Annotated in this window: 16 protein-coding genes; 1 reads left to right on the top strand and 15 read right to left on the bottom strand. The window is 68.9% G+C overall.

Annotated elements, in window-relative coordinates:
* The 15 genes from VK923_00850 to iolC all read right to left on the bottom strand — a co-directional run.
* A partial coding sequence (locus VK923_00850) for a Gfo/Idh/MocA family oxidoreductase (GenBank protein ID HSJ43216.1) occupies window positions 1-408 on the bottom strand: 408 nt, incomplete at its 3' end.
* A gap of 99 nt (window positions 409-507) precedes the next feature.
* On the bottom strand, window positions 508-1,341 hold the full coding sequence (locus VK923_00845; GenBank protein ID HSJ43215.1) for a TIM barrel protein: 834 nt from the start codon (window positions 1,339-1,341) through the stop codon (window positions 508-510).
* A 253-nt stretch (window positions 1,342-1,594) separates the two neighbouring features.
* Complete coding sequence (locus VK923_00840; protein HSJ43214.1) at window positions 1,595-2,596, bottom strand: sugar phosphate isomerase/epimerase; 1,002 nt, start codon at window positions 2,594-2,596, stop codon at window positions 1,595-1,597.
* 67 nt (window positions 2,597-2,663) lie between these two features.
* Window positions 2,664-3,842: a Gfo/Idh/MocA family oxidoreductase gene (locus tag VK923_00835; GenBank protein ID HSJ43213.1), complete on the bottom strand. Its 1,179-nt coding sequence runs from the start codon at window positions 3,840-3,842 to the stop codon at window positions 2,664-2,666.
* 68 nt (window positions 3,843-3,910) lie between these two features.
* Window positions 3,911-4,915: a sugar ABC transporter substrate-binding protein gene (locus tag VK923_00830; GenBank protein HSJ43212.1), complete on the bottom strand. Its 1,005-nt coding sequence runs from the start codon at window positions 4,913-4,915 to the stop codon at window positions 3,911-3,913.
* 125 nt (window positions 4,916-5,040) lie between these two features.
* Window positions 5,041-5,895 carry a sugar phosphate isomerase/epimerase gene (locus VK923_00825; GenBank protein HSJ43211.1) on the bottom strand — a complete coding sequence of 285 codons (855 nt, stop codon included), beginning with the start codon at window positions 5,893-5,895 and terminating at the stop codon, window positions 5,041-5,043.
* Window positions 5,896-5,934: 39 nt separating this feature from the next.
* Window positions 5,935-6,939, bottom strand: a complete 1,005-nt coding sequence (locus VK923_00820; GenBank protein HSJ43210.1) for a Gfo/Idh/MocA family oxidoreductase — start codon at window positions 6,937-6,939, stop codon at window positions 5,935-5,937.
* Between the two features lie 30 nt (window positions 6,940-6,969).
* A complete protein-coding gene (locus VK923_00815) occupies window positions 6,970-7,779 on the bottom strand; it encodes an ATP-binding cassette domain-containing protein (GenBank protein HSJ43209.1) in 810 nt (269 codons plus the stop codon).
* A 9-nt stretch (window positions 7,780-7,788) separates the two neighbouring features.
* On the bottom strand, window positions 7,789-8,832 hold the full coding sequence (locus VK923_00810) for an ABC transporter permease (GenBank protein HSJ43208.1): 1,044 nt from the start codon (window positions 8,830-8,832) through the stop codon (window positions 7,789-7,791).
* 61 nt (window positions 8,833-8,893) lie between these two features.
* Complete coding sequence (locus VK923_00805; protein HSJ43207.1) at window positions 8,894-9,832, bottom strand: TIM barrel protein; 939 nt, start codon at window positions 9,830-9,832, stop codon at window positions 8,894-8,896.
* A gap of 19 nt (window positions 9,833-9,851) precedes the next feature.
* On the bottom strand, window positions 9,852-11,348 hold the full coding sequence (locus VK923_00800; protein ID HSJ43206.1) for a CoA-acylating methylmalonate-semialdehyde dehydrogenase: 1,497 nt from the start codon (window positions 11,346-11,348) through the stop codon (window positions 9,852-9,854).
* Window positions 11,345-13,273 (bottom strand): 3D-(3,5/4)-trihydroxycyclohexane-1,2-dione acylhydrolase (decyclizing), encoded by a 1,929-nt coding sequence (gene iolD, locus VK923_00795; GenBank protein ID HSJ43205.1) that lies wholly within the window; start codon window positions 13,271-13,273, stop codon window positions 11,345-11,347. The genes VK923_00800 and iolD overlap by 4 nt, the downstream gene beginning before the upstream one ends.
* Window positions 13,270-14,208: a 5-deoxy-glucuronate isomerase gene (gene iolB, locus VK923_00790; GenBank protein HSJ43204.1), complete on the bottom strand. Its 939-nt coding sequence runs from the start codon at window positions 14,206-14,208 to the stop codon at window positions 13,270-13,272. The genes iolD and iolB overlap by 4 nt, the downstream gene beginning before the upstream one ends.
* A complete protein-coding gene (locus VK923_00785; protein ID HSJ43203.1) occupies window positions 14,205-15,107 on the bottom strand; it encodes a deoxyribose-phosphate aldolase in 903 nt (300 codons plus the stop codon). The genes iolB and VK923_00785 overlap by 4 nt, the downstream gene beginning before the upstream one ends.
* Entirely contained in the window at window positions 15,100-16,140 is a 1,041-nt protein-coding gene (iolC, locus tag VK923_00780) for a 5-dehydro-2-deoxygluconokinase (protein ID HSJ43202.1), read from the bottom strand. Before iolC ends, VK923_00785 begins: the two co-directional genes overlap by 8 nt.
* Window positions 16,141-16,578: 438 nt before the next feature.
* Here iolC and VK923_00775 point away from each other — a divergent pair, with 438 nt between their 5' ends.
* Window positions 16,579-17,322 carry a GntR family transcriptional regulator gene (locus VK923_00775; GenBank protein ID HSJ43201.1) on the top strand — a complete coding sequence of 248 codons (744 nt, stop codon included), beginning with the start codon at window positions 16,579-16,581 and terminating at the stop codon, window positions 17,320-17,322.
* Window positions 17,323-17,330 lie beyond the last annotated feature (8 nt).

Genomic DNA, 17,330 nt, shown 5'->3' with positions numbered 1-17,330 from the left:
GCCAGTGTGGCGCTGCCGGCCGACCAGGTCGAGCGCGTCGTCCACCGTCGTGGTCAGCGGCTTGTCGCAGATCACGTCGATGCCGTGGTCGAGGAACGCTGATGCGATCGCGTGGTGGCTGTGGTTGGGCGTGCAGATCGTAACCGCCTCGATGCCGTCCTCTCGGTTCGCCTCCCGCTCGGCCATCTCGTCCCACCTGCCGTACCGGCGGTCCTCGTCGATCCGGAGACCACGGGCGAACGCGCGACTGCGATCCGCGTCGGTCGCGAAGACGCCGGCGACGAGCTCGAACCGGTCGTCGTACCGGCCGGCGCGTCGGTGCGAGTCGCCGATCGTCGATCCCGCGCCGCCGCCGACCATGCCCCACCGCAGCCGACGTGGGGGTGCGCTGTGCCCCTCGTTGGTCATGCCACCTCCTTGATGCCTACCGGTCGGGTCATGGAGCTTCCCCGGCATTGGGATCGTCGGATGCAGGGGTGAAGGCGACGCGGAAGCGGTCGGGGGCCGTCATCGGGTCGCCGGACGCCCACGCCTCGAGGCCGACCGTGCCGTCGTAGCCCAGGACCAGAGCGCGTCGCGGATCGCCGGGCAGTTGATCTCGCCGGTGCCGGGCTCGCAACGCCCCGGCACGTCCGCGACCTGGATCTCACCGACGACCGGCTGGGGCCGGCGTACCAGCTCCATGAGGTACTCCGTCCCGCGCAGCGGTCCCTCGGCTGTTGGAAGTCGAGCGTCAGCGAGACGTCCAGACGTCGTGGAACCAGGCTCCGCGAAGTTCCCCTCGCCGATCTGAGCGTGGTACAGGTCGACGTTCATCCGCACGGACGGGTGGTCGACGGTCTCGATCAGCGCGAGCGTGTCAGCGGCGCGTCCGAACGGCACGCCAGGGTGGTCGACGGCGGCGTTGACGTTCTCCAGGCAGAACGTCACGCTGTGGCGCTCGCCGAGCGCGCCAAGCCGCTCGAGCGTCCGTGCTGCCGCGCGCCACATCGGGCCGGTGACCTCGGTGATCGACCCGACGGGTAGCCCACGGTCGTCCAGGGCGGTGCCGTGCAAGTTGAGCAGTTGGCAGCCGAGCCGCTCGGCGACGTCGATGCACGCCTGCGCGGTGCGGACGTAGGCATCGTCGCCGGCCTTGTCGATCAGACCGCCCTCGAGGTAGCCGGTCATCGACTCGATCCGCGTGCCGGTGCGCGCGAGCGCGTCAATGTCACGGGTGCGGTGGTCCCAGATCTCGACGGCGAAGCTCAGGTCATGGATCCGCTCGACCCGCTCGACCGGCGGCAGGTCGAGGAAGACCATCTCGGGGCAGACCGCGAGATCGAACGCGGGCACCGCCACGTGCTCCTCCTCATCCGTCAGATGTCCGAATCAGTGCCTTGATTGTCCGCTCGGGCTGGCGCAGCGCCGCGAAGGCGTCGGCGAAGTCGGCGAGTCCAACGACAGTGCTGGTCAGCGTGTCGATGTCGACCGCGTCACGTGCCAGCAGCCTCCCGCCCCTGACGGGCTGCCGTCGTCACGACCTGGCCGATCGCAGCTGTGGACAGGATGCCCCATCGAACGGGCAGCCGTCCGATGAAGCGTCCTGTGGCGGTCACACGCCGGCCTCCTGAGCGGCAGCGCGCAGGTTCTCGGCGGCCAGCCGCAGACCCTCGACCTGGTCGAAGGCGGCGTCTTCATGCTCGATGTTGACGGCCATGTCGGCGTCGACGCGGGCCAGCGCCTTCAGGAAGCGCTCCCAGAAGTCCTGGTCGTGGCCGCGGCCCACGGCGACGAACTCCCACGCGGGGTTCTCCGGCCACCGGTTCAGCGTGTAGTCGCCGCCGACGTTCAGCGGGTCCTGATCGGCGGGCACGCGCTGGTGGCGGTCGTCGAGGACGCCGTAGATCCTGCAGTTGTCGTCGTGGATCTTCGTGTCCTTCGCGGCCGCGTGGTAGACGAGGGCACCGAGGTGGTCGATCGCAGCGACCGGGTCGATGCCTTGCCAAAACAGGTGGCTGGGGTCCATCTCGGCGCCGACGTTGGTGGCGTCGATCCGATCGAGGAGGCGCTCCAACGACCCTGGGTTGAACACGACGTTGTGTGGGTGCATCTCGATGCAGACCTTCACGTCGTTGTCGCGGGCGAGGCGGTCGATCTCCCTCCAGAACGGCACGGCGACCTCGTCCCACTGGTACGCCATGACGTCGAGGTACTCGCTGTTCCAGGGGTTGACGACCCAGGAGGCGTAGCGGGCCTGCGGGTCGGAGCCGGGCAGCCCCGACATGGCGACGACCCGCGTGACGCCGAGCAGGCCGGCGATCTCGATCGCCTGCCGCAGGTCGTCGGCTTGCTTCGGGCCGACCTTGGGGTCGGGGTCCAGGGGATTGCCGTTGCAGTTCAGTCCCGTCAGCGTGATGCCGGCGTCGGCGAACTGGCCGAGGTACTCGCTGCGCGCATCCGCGCTCTCGCGAAGCCGCTCGATCGGCAGGTGCGGGGCACCGATGAACCCTCCGGCGTTGATCTCTGCGCTGTCCAGACCCATGTCGCCCAACAGCTTGAGGGTCTCGCCGAGCGACTTGTCATGCAGGCATGCCGTGTAGGCGCCGAGCTTCATCGTCCGTCCTTTCCGTGGGTCAAGCTTCTCGGTGGTCGTTGCGGAGGCGGTCAGTTCGGCTCGCTGGTCACTGGACCGTCACGGCTGCGCCGCCGGTCTCTGCGGAGGCCTTCACGGCGTCGAGCACGTGCATGTTGTGCAGGCCCTCCGCCATCGTCGGGGGAGGCGGCAGTTCGTCGGTGCGACCGGCGACCGCGTTCAGGAACGCGCGGGCCTGGAACGTGAAGAAGTCGTTCTGCCCGTGGCCGACGCTGGGGAAGTCCATCGGTAGGCCCTTGGCCACGTAGGGATGTGCCGGACCGACAAGCACCTGACGGTAGCCGTTGACTACTGCGGCGGGCGTGCTGTCCGCGATGGTGAACTCGGCTGCGCGCTCCAGATCGAACCCGGCGGCGCCGTGCTCGCAGAACACTTCGAACCCCAGCGCGTTGGCGTGGCCGAAATGGACGCGCGACACCGAGTAGGTGCCGACAGCGCCGCTGGCGAACGTTGCCGTGAAGGTCGCGATGTCCTCGTTGTCGACCGGCTCCTTCTCATCGCTGACCTCGGTCGCAGCATGTCCGACCGCCGTGCCGATCGGCACAGGGCGCTCCTCGACGAGCGTCGCCAGCACGGCGCCCCGCACGGTGTCGATCGGACCACACAGGAACTCGCCCAGGTCGACCATGTGGCTGCCGATGTCGGCGAGCGCGCCCGATCCCGGCCCCCCCCGGTAACGCCAGCTGATCGGCGCGTTGGGGTCGGCGCCGTAGTCGCACCAGTAATGGCCGTTGAAGTGACGGACCGCGCCGAGGTGCTCATCGCCCACCTGGTCCCGGATCGCGTTGATCGCTGGCGAGCGGCGGAACGTGAAGCCGACCGCGGCGACCCGGTCGGACGGCTCGGCGGCTTCGACCATGGCCTGCGCGTCTTCGGTCGTCGGGGCCAGTGGCTTCTCGCACAGCACGTGCTTGCCGGCGGCGAGCATCTCCTCGACGATCTCGCGGTGCAGGTGGTTGGCGACCGCGACGCTCACCGCGTCGACGTCCGGTGCGTCGACGAGGGCCTCCCAGCTCTTCTCGGTGCGTTCGTAGCCGAAGCGTGTCGCCGTGTCCTGCGCGAACTCCTCGTTGGGATCGGCGATGGCCACGAGCCGGACGTCCGGTCCGTCGGTCCCGTACACGGTCGAGGCGGCCCGGTACCCATTGGCGTGGGCGCGACCGACCATGCCGGCGCCTACGACGGCGACCCCGATGGACGATGCCATGGCAACTCCTTTCCTGACTGCGGCGGGCCGGTCGCTCTGCGGCGACCTGCCCGCCGGTCCTGGGCCTCCTAGCGGGTGCCCTGCCGGGCGAGCTCCGCGATCGCGTCGATGTTGCTCTCGTCGATGAACGCTGGGCCGGTCAGGACGGCCTCGCCCCCGCCGATGACGTTGCGGTTGTTGAGGTACAGCCACAGCCCGTCGATAGACCCATAGCCCTGCAGGTACGGCTGCTGGTCGATCGCCCACAGGACATCGCCGGACTGGATGGCCTGGACCAGCTCGGCATTGGTGTCGAACGTGACGACCTGCGCCTCGCTGCCGGCTTCCTCGATAGCTGACACCGCGGTCAGCGCGAACGGTGCCCCGAGCGTCAGCACGTGGCTGATGTTCGGATCCTGCTGCAGCTTCGACGAGATGGTGGACTGCACCGACGGCATGTTGGTGCCGTCGACGTACACCTTCTCGTAGTCGCCCTGAAACGTCTGATCGACGCCGTCGCACCGCGCCTCCAGCTGCGACTGGCCCTGCTCCTGGGGCACGCACAGGACCTTCGTCGCCCCCTCCTCATTCAGCCGCTCGCCGGCGGCCTCGCCCGCCACCCCCTCGTCCTGGCCGAAGTACATGAGTGCGCCGGTGTTTCGCCAGTCCTGGAACCCGGCGTTGAGCATCGTGACCGGGATGCCGGCCTCGACCGCTTGCTGGATCGGGCGGGACAACGCCTCGCTGCTCGGCATGGTGACCGCGATCCCGTCGACGCCGCGGTCAATCGCGTTCTGGATCAGGTTCGCCTGCTGGCTGGGGTCGGCGTCGCTCGCGTACTCCAGGGTGATGTTGTCCTTCTGGGCTGCGGCCTCCGCGCCGGTCCGGATGATGTCCCAGAACGTGTCGCCCTGCGGGCCATGGGTGACCAACGCGATAGTGGCGGCAGGTGTGTCGGCCTGAGCGACGGCCTGCCCGGTACCACCGCCCTCGGCTCGTGGGGCTCCACCAGTCTCACTGCACGCTGCAAGGAGCAGCGCCAGCACGGCGGCGATGATAACGGACAGTGGTAGGTGCCTGCCGGCTCTGAACATGATGGTTCCTCTTCGCTCAATGGCGTCGGTGCGTACGTGACGGATCGGGAAGGTCGGGCTGGGCGGTGGTGCCCATAGGCGCACCGCCGCGGGGCTCGAAGCCACCGCGCAGCTCCCGGGCTCGGTCACCACTTCTCCACGTACTGGGTGATCTGCTCGCGCATGAAGACGCACGACTCATGGGCGCGTTCCTCCCACGCGAAGACGCAGGCGGTCATGATCCCGTCGAACCCCAGCCGACCGAGCGTGCCGAAGAACACGTCCCAGTCGACTTCGCCCTGCCCGATGTCCAGGTGTTGGTGCACCCGCGCCGGCGAGCCCGGCGGGTTGACGATGTAACGCAACCCGGACGATAGGCGGTGGTCGAAGCTGTCGGCGACGTGCACATGGGTCAGCAGGTCGCCGGCGTAGGTCATGATCCCTTCGATGTCGCCACCCTGATGGAACGAGTGCGGTGCGCAGTACTCGAAGGTGACATTCGGCGAGTTGATCCCACGGATCATGTCGATCGCCGCGAAGCCGTCCTCGATGAAGTCGTCTGGGTGAGGCTCGAGGCGCAGGTGGATCCCCTCGCGCTCGAAGATCGGCAGCAGCTCCTCCATCGACCGCCAGAACTGCGCCTCACTGACGTCCGAGGCTTCGGGGCGGCCGTTGAACTCCGAGAGCATGACCTCGCACCCCAGGTCGACCGTGATCTGGATCGCCCGCTTCCAGTAGCGGACCGCGGCCTGGCGTGCGTCCTCGTCGGGTCCCGACCAGCGGTACAGCGGCAGCACACAGGCCACGTCGACGTCTGCGGTGTCGAGTGTCGAGCGGAACGCGGCCACGGTGGCGTCGTCGACGCGCGGGTGCGTGAAGAAGGGCAGGAAGTCCTCCCGCGGCGACAACTCGATGTGCTCATAGCCGAGGTCGGCGACGACGCCGGGCAACTCGAGCAGCGGCGTGGAGCGGAGCATGTACGGGTCCAGCGCGATCTTCATCGTCTTTCCCTCACGGATGTGGGCGGACAGGGCGGGAGGTCAGGCATAGAAGTCGGGCTTGTCGACCAGGTCGATCGCCTTGCGCTGGCCGCTGTGCAGCGCGTCGACGCTGGCGTTTGCGACGACGGTCGCGGCGTAGCCGTCCCAGGCGCTCGGGCCGGTGATCGTCCCGGCATGCAGGCCGTCGACCCATTGCGCGATCTCGGCGTGGAAGGCGTTGTCGAAGCGCTCCTTCCAGTCGGCGGGCACGGACCGGCCGCGGGCGAAGTCCCGGGTCACCGACACCGTCGACGGTGTCTCGAGCTCCACGGTCCCTTCGGAGCCGACCACCTCGCACCGCACGTCGTAGCCGTACTGCGCGTTGACGAAGACCTCGACCTCGACGATCACACCGTCGGTCGTCTCGAGGATCACCAGCTGCGGGTCCAGCAGGCCGTCGGGAGCCGAAGGGCTGCTGCGCGGTGTGAGCACCGTCGCCGCCGCGAACTCGGCCTCCAACAGCCACCGCGTCGCGTCGATCTCGTGGACCACCGAGTCGGTCGGCAGCATCTCGCTGGTGAAGAAATCCGGCGCGATCGGGTTGCGGTGGACGCAGTGGACGAGCAGCGGCGTGCCGATCGCGCCGTCGTCGATCGTCGCCTTGACCTGGCGGTAGCCGGCGTCGAACCGCCGCATGAACCCGACCTGCACCAGCCGACGACCGTGCACCACCTCGGCCTCGAGCACACGCAGACCGTCCTCTGCCGTCGTCGCCAGCGGTTTCTCCGACAGGACCGGCTTGTCCGCCGCGATGCTGGCGAGGATGAACTCCGCGTGCGTATCGCCCGGCGACGTCACGATCACCGCGTCGACGCCGTCGTCGGCAATGACGTCGCTGGGCTCGCTGTGCGCCTTCGCACCCACGGATTCCGCGACCTGTGCAGCACGCTCCTTCGCCAGGTCGTAGACGGCGGCGACCCGCGCGCCGGAGATGTGGCGGGCCAGCCGGTTGATGTGGTACGTGCCGATGTTGCCGGTGCCGATCACACCGACGTTGAGCAGCATGGGGGTCCCTCCTCGGGGTGCGGGTCGACGTCAGCGCTCGAGCTCGTGCGAGAGCTCCTCGAGCTCGTCGCCGCCCGCCATCTGGCGGGTCAACTCGTCGAGGCTGGTCTCCGCACGTGTCTTGTCGAGGACCATCCGGCCCAGCTTGAGGATCACGAAGTGGTCGCCGACCATGTACGCGTGGTGCGGGTTGTGCGTGATGAAGATCACGCCCAGCCCCGCGTCGCGGGCGCGGGCGGTGTACTTGAGGACCACTCCCGACTGCTTGACCCCGAGCGCGGCGGTCGGCTCGTCGAGGATCAGGACCCGGGCGCCGAAGTAGACGGCGCGGGCGATCGCCACACTCTGACGCTGACCTCCGGACAGCGTGCCGAGCGGCTGTTCCATGTCGGGGAGGTCGATCCCCATCTTGAGCAGCTCGTCGCGCGCCGTGGTTTTCATGAAGTCCACGTCAAGTGACTTGACCGGCCACCGGTGCTTGACCTTCTCGGAGCCCAGGAAGAAGTTGCGCCACACGGGCATCAGCTCCACGACCGCGAGGTTCTGGTACACCGTGGCGATGCCGTGGTCCAGGGCATCCCGCGGCGAGTTGAACCGGGTCTCCTCGCCGTCGACGATCAGCGTGCCTTCGTCGTGCTGATGCAGCCCGGCGACGATCTTGATCAACGTGGACTTGCCGGCGCCGTTGTCGCCAAGCACGCACGTGACCTCGCTCGAGTCGACACCCAGGGACACTCCCTCCAGGGCGTAGATGTGGCCGTAGTGCTTGCCGACGTCATGCATCTCAACGAGGCGTGTGTGCTCGCCTGGCTTGACCGCGGCTGGTCCGTTGTCACTCATGACGCCCTCCTAGCGAGCGGCTTCTCGAACCCACGTGTTGGCGATCGTCGCAAGCAGCAACATCACGCCGAGGAAGAAGAAGAACCAGTCGGCCTGGAAGCCGGCGAACACGATGCCCTGCGTGGCCATGCCGAAGATGAAGGCACCGACCGCTGATCCGACCGCCGACCCGTAGCCACCGGTGAGCAGGTTGCCGCCGATCACGGCGGCGATGATGTAGAGGAACTCGTTACCAACGCCCTCACCGGACTGGATGCTGTTGAACGTGAACAGCAGATGCATCCCGGTGAACCAGGCCATGAAGCCGACGAACATGAAGAGCCCGATCTTGGTGCCCTTGACCGGAACACCGACCGCACGGGCGGCATCCGCGTCACCGCCGACCGCGAAGATCCAGTTGCCGATCCTCGTCCGCAGCAGCGCCCACGTAGCAATCGCGACGAACACCAGCCAGTAGATGACCGTGATCCGGAGCGACACACTCCCGATCGAGATCGACGACGCGAACACGGCCTCCGCGCTGGGGAACCCCTCCATGTCGCTGATCGGTGGGCTTGCGACAACGCCCGTGACCAGCCGGGTCACAGCCAGGTTCAGGCCCTGCAACATCAGGAAGGAGCCGAGCGTCACAAGGAAGCTGGGGATGCCCGTCTTCATGACCAGCCAGCCGTTGAAGAACCCGATCGCCAGCGCGACCAGGAGCGCGACGAGGACACCGACCCACACGTTGGCACGCATCTGGTAGGCGAACATCGACGCGGTGAGCGCCGCGGTGGTGACCGCCACACCGGCCGACAGGTCGAACTCTCCACCGATCATCAACAGCGCTACGGCGACGGCCATCAGTCCGATCGTCGAACTGGCGTACAGCACAGTGGTCTGGGCCGATATGCCTCTGAACGGTGGTGCGACAGCGAAGAAGAAGATGAAGATGACGATCGCACCGATGACCGAGCCGACCTCTGGGCGGGCGATCAATCGGCGAAGAAGCGACCGGCCCTGGGTCCGATCATCGGCCTCCGCCGTCGGTTGCTGGCCAAGCGTCTGGCTCATGGATACCTCCGCAGTGCCGGGGTTCCGGCCGGCGGACTGTCGCGGTCCGCCGGAAGTACAGTCATGTCGAGCTCACTCCTCGCATCCGGGTGCCGATCCCACACGCCCGCAGGTGCCCCCGGGTGCGTCGTGCGATGGGCAGCGGCAGGTCCGGGTCGCACGGGAAGAGGTCCTGCTCGACGATCGCGAAGAGCTCGGTGTCCAGACCGTGCAGCGCGTCGCTGATCAGGCGCATGTCGGGCACGCCGGCGGGCGGCTCGATGCAGACCCCCTCCTTGACCGCCTGCGCGAACGACAGCGGTGCCTCGACCACGCGCCGAAGGATCTGGGGATCCATGCACTTGAGGTGCACGTAGCCGATGCGCTCGGGATGGCCGGCGATGATCTTGAAATTGTCCGCGCCGCCGTACGCGACGTGCCCGGTGTCGAGGCACAGCTGGACGTACTCGGGGTCGGTGTCGGCCACGAACCGGTCGATCTGCTCCTGCGACTCGACGTGGCTGTCGGCGTGGGAGTGGAAGACGAGCGTGCAGCCGTACTCCTCGGCCAGCACTCTGGCCATCCGGTTGTTGCCGTCGACGAGACGCTTCCAGGCGTCGTCGTCCAGTTCCTTCGGCTCGGTCTGCGTACCGAACTCGTCCGTGTGCAGACCTGGCAGCAGGATCACGTAGCGGCCGCCCATCGCGCTGGTCAGCTCGGCCACCGCCCGCGCGTCGGGCAACGTCCTGTCGAAGCCGTCGGCGTGGTGGAACGGCGCGAACACCGCCTGCCCGGAGCATCGCAGGCCCCGCGATTCGAGCTCATCGCGCAAACGCGCCGGGTCGGTGGGCAGGTAGCCGTACGGCCCGAGTTCGATCCATTCGTAGCCGCAGGCGGCGACCTCGTCGAGGAACCGGTGCCACGGTGTCTGCAGGTCAGAGTCCGGCAGCCACACACCCCACGAGTCCGGAGCGGTGCCGAGCTTCACCTGCGGCTCGGTCTGCGACGCGTCGGTCATCATCGGTGCCCCTCCGCTCGGGTCATTCGGCGGTCGGCATGTCGTAGCTGGCGTCGAGCGGCTGCTCCATGTGTGGCCAGCGGGCGGTGACGATCTTGCCGCGCGTGTAGAACCGCACGCCCTCCGGGCCGTGGATGTGGTGGTCGCCGAACAGCGAGTCCTTCCAGCCCCCGAAGGAATAGAAGGCCATTGGGACCGGCACGGGGACGTTGATGCCGATCATCCCGACGGTGACGCCGCGGTGGAACCGCCGCGCGGCCTCCCCGCTGCGGGCGAAGATGGCGGTGCCGTTGCCATACGGGTTGGCGTTGATCAGCTCGATCGCCTCGTCGACGGTGTCGCTGCGCACGACCGACAGCACCGGACCGAAGATCTCGTCGCGGTACACATCCATGTCGGTCGTGACGCGGTCGATCACGGTCGGCCCGACGAAGAAGCCGTTCTCGTAGCCCTCGACGACCAGACCGCGGCCGTCGACGGTGATGTCGGCGCCCTGCTGCTCGCCCGAGTCGATGTAGCGCAGGATCCGCTCCTGCGCCTGCCTGGTGACGACCGGGCCCATCTCGCTGTCGGGATCGTCTCCCGGCCCCACCCGCACCGAGGTCGCCTTGTCCTGCAGCACCTCCTTGAGCGCGTCGCCGGCCGCTCCCACGGTGACGGCCGCCGAGATCGCCATGCAGCGCTCGCCCGCCGAGCCGAAGGCCGCGGCGACCAGGTGGTCGCTGGCGAAGTCGAGGTCGGCGTCGGGCAGCACGATCGCGTGGTTCTTCGCGCCGCCGAGTGCCTGGACGCGCTTGCCGTGCTCGGTGCCCCGGCTGTGGATGTACTTCGCGATCGGCGTCGATCCGACGAACGACACGGCCGCGACGTCGGGATGGTCGAGCAGCGCGTCGACGGCCTCCTTGTCGCCGTGCACGACGTTGAACACGCCGTCGGGCAGCCCGGCCTCGGCCCACAGCTCTGCCACCCGCATCGAGACCGACGGATCCCGCTCGCTCGGCTTCAGCACGAACGTGTTCCCGCAGGCGATCGCGACCGGGTACATCCACATCGGGACCATGATCGGGAAGTTGAACGGCGTGATGCCGGCGCAGACGCCGAGCGGCTGGCGGTAGGAGAACGCGTCGACGTTGGTCGACACCTGGTCGGAGTACTCGCCCTTGAGCAGGTGCGGGATGCCGCAGGCGAACTCGACGACCTCGAGCCCCCGCTGCACCTCGCCGGCGGCGTCCGACAGCACCTTGCCGTGCTCGTCGGAGATGATCTCGGCGAGCTCGGCGATGCGGTCGTTGATCAGCTCGCGGAAGGCGAACATGATGTTGGTCCGCCGTGACAGCGACGTCTGGGACCAACTCTCGAAGGCGGTCGCGGCAGCCTGCACGGCCGCATCGACATCCGTGGTGGAGGCCAGGACCACCTCGGCCTGTCGCTCGCCGATGGCGGGGTTCCACACCGGCCCCGTTCGTTCCGCTGCACCGCGCGTCGATGCGCCGTTGATCCAGTGCTGAATGGTTCTCACGACGTCCGTCCTTCGTCGTCGGTGACCGTTGCCGCGGGGTCCGCCATGTACTTACGCTGCTGCTCCTTGTGCTTCTGGTAGGTGGTGAACGCCTGGGTCGTCGAGTCCAGCTCCGCGACCTGCGAGACCGGCACGTCCCACCACGACTCGCTGTCGGGCGCGTGCACCAGCGGGTCCGTCTCGATGTGCACGAGCACGGGGCCGCCGCTGTGCTTCTTGGCCTGCGCCAGCGCCTCGCGGAACGCGTCGACGTCGTCGGCACGCAGGACGGTCACGCCCAGGCTCTCGGCGTTGGCGGCCAGGTCGATCGGCAGCTTCGCGCCGTCGAGCCGACCGCTGTCGTCGTCGCGGTACCGGTACCGCGTGCCGTAGCGCTGGGATCCCAGCTCCTCGGACAGGGCGCCGATCGAGTGGAAGCCGTGGTTCTGGACCAGCACGACGATGATCTTGATGCCCTCCGACACCGCCGTCACCAGCTCGGACGACATCATCAGATACGAGCCGTCGCCGCACATGACGAACACGTCGCGGTCGGGTGCGGCCAGCGCGATGCCGACCCCGCCGGCGATCTCGTAGCCCATGCAGCTGTAGCCGTACTCGACGTGATAGCCCTTGGGGTCGCGGGTCCGCCACAGCTTGTGCAGGTCACCGGGCATCGAGCCGGCCGCGCACACCACGACGTCGCGGGGATCCGACAGCTCGTTGACCGCGCCGATGACCTCCGACTGCGCGGGCAGCGGGCCGTGCCCCAGGGTGTAGGCGTGCTCGACGGTGCTGTCCCACTCCGCCGAGAGCTCGCGGGCGCGGTCGCGGTACGCGTCACCGACCGACCACCCCCGCGCCGCGTCCGCCAGTGCGCGCAACGTCTCACGCGCGTCGGCGAGCACGGCGACGCCCGCGTGCTTGTGGGCGTCGAGGGGCGCGACGTTGATGTTGACGAACCGCACGCCAGGATCGGCGAACGCGGTGCGCGACGCCGTCGTGAAGTCGCTGTAGCGCGTGCCGATGCCGATGACGACGTCGGCCTCACGCGCCATGCGGTTGGCCGCGGTCGTCCCGGTGCTGCCGATCGCGCCGAGGGCCAGGGGATGATCGTAGGGCAGTGAGCCCTTGCCTGCCTGGGTCTCGCCGACCGGGATGCCGGTCGCCTCCACGTACGCGCGCAGGTCGTCGGTGGCCTCGGCGTAGATCACGCCGCCCCCGGAGACGATGATCGGTCGCTCGGCGGTACGGATGACATCCCACGCCCGCGTCAGCTGGTCGGGCTCGGGCGGAGTGCGGACGATGTGCCACACGCGCTCGTCGAACAGCTCGACCGGCCAGTCGTGCGCCTCGGCCTGCACGTCCTGCGGGAGCGCGATCGTGGCCGCGCCCGTGTTCGCCGGGTCGGTCAGGACCCGCATGGCGCCCAGCAGCGCCGCCGGCAGCTGCTCGGGCCGCCACACACGGTCGAAGAACGCCGACAGCGGGCGGAACGCGTCGTTGACCGAGACGTCATAGCTGCGGGGATCCTCAAGCTCCTGCAGCACGGGGCTCGACACCCGGGTGGCAAAGATGTCGCTGGGCAGCAGCAGCACCGGCAGCCGATTGATGGTCGCCAGGGCCGCGCCGGTGAGCATGTTCGTCGAGCCCGGACCGATCGACGCCGTGCAGGCGAATGTCGTCAGCCGGTTGCGCATCCTGGTGTACGCCGCTGACGCGTGCACCATCGCCTGCTCGTTGCGGGCAAGGTGGTACGGCAGGGCGTCGGGCTCGGCGAGCTCGGCCTCGAGCAGCGCCTGGCCGACGCCTGCGACGTTGCCGTGGCCGAAGATCCCGAAGCAGCCTGCGAAGAGCTTCCGGCGCCGTCCGTCGCGCTCCGTGTGCTGGTTGGCCAGGAAGCGCACGACCGCCTGAGCAGCGGTCAACCGCACCGTCCCGCTCACTGGCGGTTCCTCTCCTCGGACACCGCGGAAGACATCGGCAGATCCTCCGCGGGGCCTGGTTCCGCTGCGGACATCGGCAAGCGGGAATCGATCTGCTGCTCGCCCCAGGTCTCGGTGACCCAGGCATGTGCGGCGTCGAAGCAGATCCGCCACGCCCGTTCGGCGCCGGGACCTGCCATGACGTTGAGGTAGTACAGGTCGTAGCCCGGCACGGCCATGGACGGGCCGTGCCACCCATGGGGGATCAGCACCACGTCACCGGACCGGACCTCGACCAGCACGTCGATCGGCCGGTCGTCCGTGCCGTACACCCGCTGGTAGGCCATGCCGGGGCCGGTGGGGCCGTCCGCCACGACGAAGTAGTAGATCTCCTCCAACGGGGTCTCCTCGCCCGGGCGCTCCTCGTCATGCTTGTGGGGCGGAAACGACGACCAGTTGCCCGCGGGGGTGAGCACCTCACACGCGATCAGGTTGTCTGCTTCGAAGGCCTCGGGCGTGGCGAAGTTCACGACCTGGCGGGAGCACTGGCCCGCACCTCGCAGCTCGGACGGGACATCGGCCGCCGGACCGTAGCGTGGTCGCAGCCGCCGAGATGCCCGCGCCGCCGGGAGCGCAAACCGTCCGCCCTGCTCGCTGCTGATGTGCACGGTCGCGTCGCGGGGTATGTAGGCGAAGTCGCTGATCTGCGTGAACACGTCGTCACGGCCGTCGAGATCGAAACGCTCGTCCTCGCAGGCCACCACGCACGATCCCGACAGGGGCAGCACGAGCGTCTCGTCCTCGTCCGTGTCGAACTCGTGCGCTCCGCCGGCCGGGAGGTCGAGGATGCGCAGGCTCGAGTGCTCCCAGCCGGCGGACTTGGGCTTGACCTCGAGTGTCCACGGCCCGGTCCCGAGCTCGGCGGCCGTCCTGTGCAACCGGAGAGTGTCGGTCATCGCTGCTCCTCGGCCATCGGTCCGGTGTGCACGAGCGAGGCGGCGACGTCGACCGCCGCCTCGACGTCGTGGTCCGCCGGGTACAGCAGCGTCCGCCCCACGACGAGGCCACGCACGCCCGGCAGCACGAGTGCCTTCTCCCAGCTGGCGTACGCCTCGTCCTGCGGGCCCGACCGGTCCCCACCGAGCAGCAGGGTTGGCAGGGTGGTCGCCGTCATCACCCGCTCCATGTCGTCGACGACCGGCAGCTTGAGCCACGTGTGGCTGCTCGTGGCGCCGAGCCCGCTGGCGATCCCGATCGAGCGGATCACCGCGTCGGGCGTCAGGTCGTTGCGGACCGGGCCATCCGAGCGCGTGGACATGAACGGTTCGAGCATCGCCATCAGGCCCCGGCCGGCCAGCTCGGTCACGGCCGTCGCGCACGCCTGCAGGGTTGCGAGCGTGCCGTGGTCTGCCAGGTCGATGCGACACAGCATCTTGCCGCCGTCGAGGCCGCGGTCGACGAGGGTCTCCGTGTCGTACCCGGTGAAGCGGTCGTCGAGCTCGAAGACCGCACCCTGCAACCCGCCCCGGTTCATCGAGCCGATGACGACCTTGTCGTCGAGCGCGCCGAGCAGCAGCAGGTCTTCGACGATGTCGGCGGTTCCCAGCACGCCGTCGACGCCGGGCCGGGACAGCGCAGTCACCAGGCGCGTGAGCAGCTCCGTGCGGTCGGCCATCGCGTTGGCCTCGTCTCCGACGCCGATCGCGTTGCGTGCCGGGTGGTCCGCGGCGACCAGCATAAGCCTGCCGTCGCCGCCCAACAACGGCCGACGCACCCGTCGCCGCGCGGCGTCGGCGACGGCCTGCGGGTCGTGGGCCCGCACCCCGCGCAGCTCGTGCAGGTCGAGCTCAGGCATCCCCGCCACCTTCCCGCGTCGCGGCGACCTGTTCGGGCCCCCGCCCGCCGGCTCGCTGACGTTCGGCCTCGACCTCGCCCCGCAGTTCGGCCTCGACCTCGCCCCGCAGCTCGGCCTCGACCTCGGCGCTGGTCGGCATCGCGGTCGAGCACTCGAGCCGTGACGCGACGATCGCGCCCGCCACGTTGGCGAACGTCAGGATCCGCTCGAGCGACCACCCGGACAGCAGCCCATGGCACACCGCGCCGCCGAAGCTGTCGCCGGCGCCGAGCCCGTTGACGACGTCCACCGGGAACGGTGGCACCTCAACGCTCTCGTCGGCGGTCCGTCCGAGCACGCCCCTGGGCCCCTGCTTCACGATCGCGAGCTCGACGCCGCGATTCAGCAGCGCCTTCGCGGCCCGTTCCGGTTCGCGCTCGCCGACGGCCGTCTCGCACTCCTCGAGGTTGCCGATGGCGACGGTGACGTGCTCGAGCGCCGGCGCGATCTCGCGGCGGGCCTCCTCCTGGGACGACCAGAACATGGGGCGGTAGTCGAGGTCGAGCACGGTGTGGGTGCGGCGCCCACGTGCCCGCCACGCGGCGTGGTGCGCGTCACGGCTGGGTTGCTGCGACAGCCCCGTGACGGTCATCCAGAAGATCCCCGCCTCCCGGATCACGTCGAGGTCCAGCTCGTCGGCCCGCAGCTCGAGGTCCGGTGCCTTGGGCAGGCGGTAGAAGTACAGAGGGAAGTCGTCGGGCGGGAAGATCTCGCAGAACGTGACCGGCGTCGGCAGACCGTCGACGGCGGTCACGAACGCATCGTCGACGCCGAGGTCGCGCAGTGCCGTGTGCACGAAGCGTCCGAAGGGATCGGCGCCTGTGCGGGTGATCACGGCACTGCGCCGTCCGTGTTTCGCCGCGGCGACGGCGACGTTCGTCGCGCTGCCGCCCAGGAACTTGCCGAAGGTGGTGACCTCCTCGAGCCCCACGCCGACCTGGAGGGGGTAGACGTCGATCCCGACCCGTCCCATCGTCACGACGTCGTAGGTCATGCCGCGCGCATCCGGCTGCAACGACGCACCGCGTCCTCCTGCCCTCGCTCGCCAGCCTGGCTCGCACGGTGACCATCGCGCATCGAGAGCAGGATGTCAATAGGTGATAAAGACATAACTACGTCGTATTGACAGAATGTCTTTACAAACCGACATCGAAGCCCGATGATCACGCCGTAGGACGTGACCCAGGCGGGCGGCGCGGGAGGGTGGTGAGGATGTGATCTTCGCCCTGCGGCACGTCTACCCCCGTGACCGTCCCGGCCTTCCGGTGCGGCGCAGTGTGGCCCTGGACCCAGCGTCGGGCACACGTGCCGCTACGTCAAGAGGTTGTCACGATGTCCACACATGCAGGTGACGCGTCCCGCCGGGGCGGGTGACGATACGATGGTCGGCAGCGATAGATCCATCGCGCCATCTGACACGCACGGAGACCGTTTGCCCGAGCTGACCTTCGACCTCGATCGCTCCAGCCCTGTCCCGCTGTACTACCAGGTATCCCGGCAGATCGAGGCCGCGATCGACCGTGGAGAGCTCGCTCCCGGGACGCGGCTCGAGAACGAGACGGGCATCGCCAAGCGCTGGGGTCTGTCGCGTCCGACGGTGCGACGCGCCATGCAGGAGCTGGTCGACAAGGGTCTGGTGGTGCGCAAGCGGGGGATCGGGACCCAGGTCGTCGGCAGCCACGCGGTCAAGCGGCAGGTCCAGCTCACGAGCCTCTACGACGACCTGCTGGAGGCGGGCCAGGAGCCGCGGACGGACGTGCTCGTCCACTCCTTCATCGAGGCTGACGAGGCGGTCGCCGAGACCCTCGGCATCGCGGCCGGCGACAACGTGCTGCACCTCGAGCGCCTCCGGTTCGCGGACGGCGAGCCGCTCGCGCTGATGCGCAACTGGCTGCCGGCCGAGGTCGCAGCGACCTTCACCCGTGCACAGCTCGAGACCGGTGGCCTCTACGCCCTGTTCCGCGCCAAGGGCATCCATCCTCGCATCGCATCGCAACGGATCGGCTCGCGCGACGCGTCGGCGGCCGAGGCCAGGCAGCTCGGTGTGCGGAGGGGCACCTGCGTGCTCACGATGGAGCGCACCACGTACGATGACAGTGGCCGGGCCGTCGAGCTTGGGCGGCACATCTACCGGGCGGACAAGTACTCGTTCGAGGTCATGGTCGTCGACCGCTGACGGCGCCG

This window comes from Euzebyales bacterium (assembly GCA_035461305.1).
Taxonomy (GTDB): Bacteria; Actinomycetota; Nitriliruptoria; order Euzebyales; family JAHELV01; genus JAHELV01.
Note: the sequence above shows the minus strand (reverse complement) of the source record. Positions and strands in the feature narration are given on the sequence as shown.

Bases quoted from the DNA above. Each gene is read 5' to 3' on its own strand.
- VK923_00815 (HSJ43209.1), bottom strand. From the start codon at position 7,779: ATGAGTGACAACGGACCAGCCGCGGTCAAGCCAGGCGAGCACACACGC.
- iolC (HSJ43202.1), bottom strand. From the start codon at position 16,140: ATGACCTACGACGTCGTGACGATGGGACGGGTCGGGATCGACGTCTAC.
- VK923_00810 (HSJ43208.1), bottom strand. From the start codon at position 8,832: ATGAGCCAGACGCTTGGCCAGCAACCGACGGCGGAGGCCGATGATCGG.
- VK923_00820 (HSJ43210.1), bottom strand. From the start codon at position 6,939: ATGCTGCTCAACGTCGGTGTGATCGGCACCGGCAACATCGGCACGTAC.
- VK923_00830 (HSJ43212.1), bottom strand. From the start codon at position 4,915: ATGTTCAGAGCCGGCAGGCACCTACCACTGTCCGTTATCATCGCCGCC.
- VK923_00825 (HSJ43211.1), bottom strand. From the start codon at position 5,895: ATGAAGATCGCGCTGGACCCGTACATGCTCCGCTCCACGCCGCTGCTC.
- VK923_00805 (HSJ43207.1), bottom strand. From the start codon at position 9,832: ATGATGACCGACGCGTCGCAGACCGAGCCGCAGGTGAAGCTCGGCACC.
- VK923_00835 (HSJ43213.1), bottom strand. From the start codon at position 3,842: ATGGCATCGTCCATCGGGGTCGCCGTCGTAGGCGCCGGCATGGTCGGT.
- iolB (HSJ43204.1), bottom strand. From the start codon at position 14,208: ATGACCGACACTCTCCGGTTGCACAGGACGGCCGCCGAGCTCGGGACC.
- VK923_00840 (HSJ43214.1), bottom strand. From the start codon at position 2,596: ATGAAGCTCGGCGCCTACACGGCATGCCTGCATGACAAGTCGCTCGGC.
- VK923_00785 (HSJ43203.1), bottom strand. From the start codon at position 15,107: ATGCCTGAGCTCGACCTGCACGAGCTGCGCGGGGTGCGGGCCCACGAC.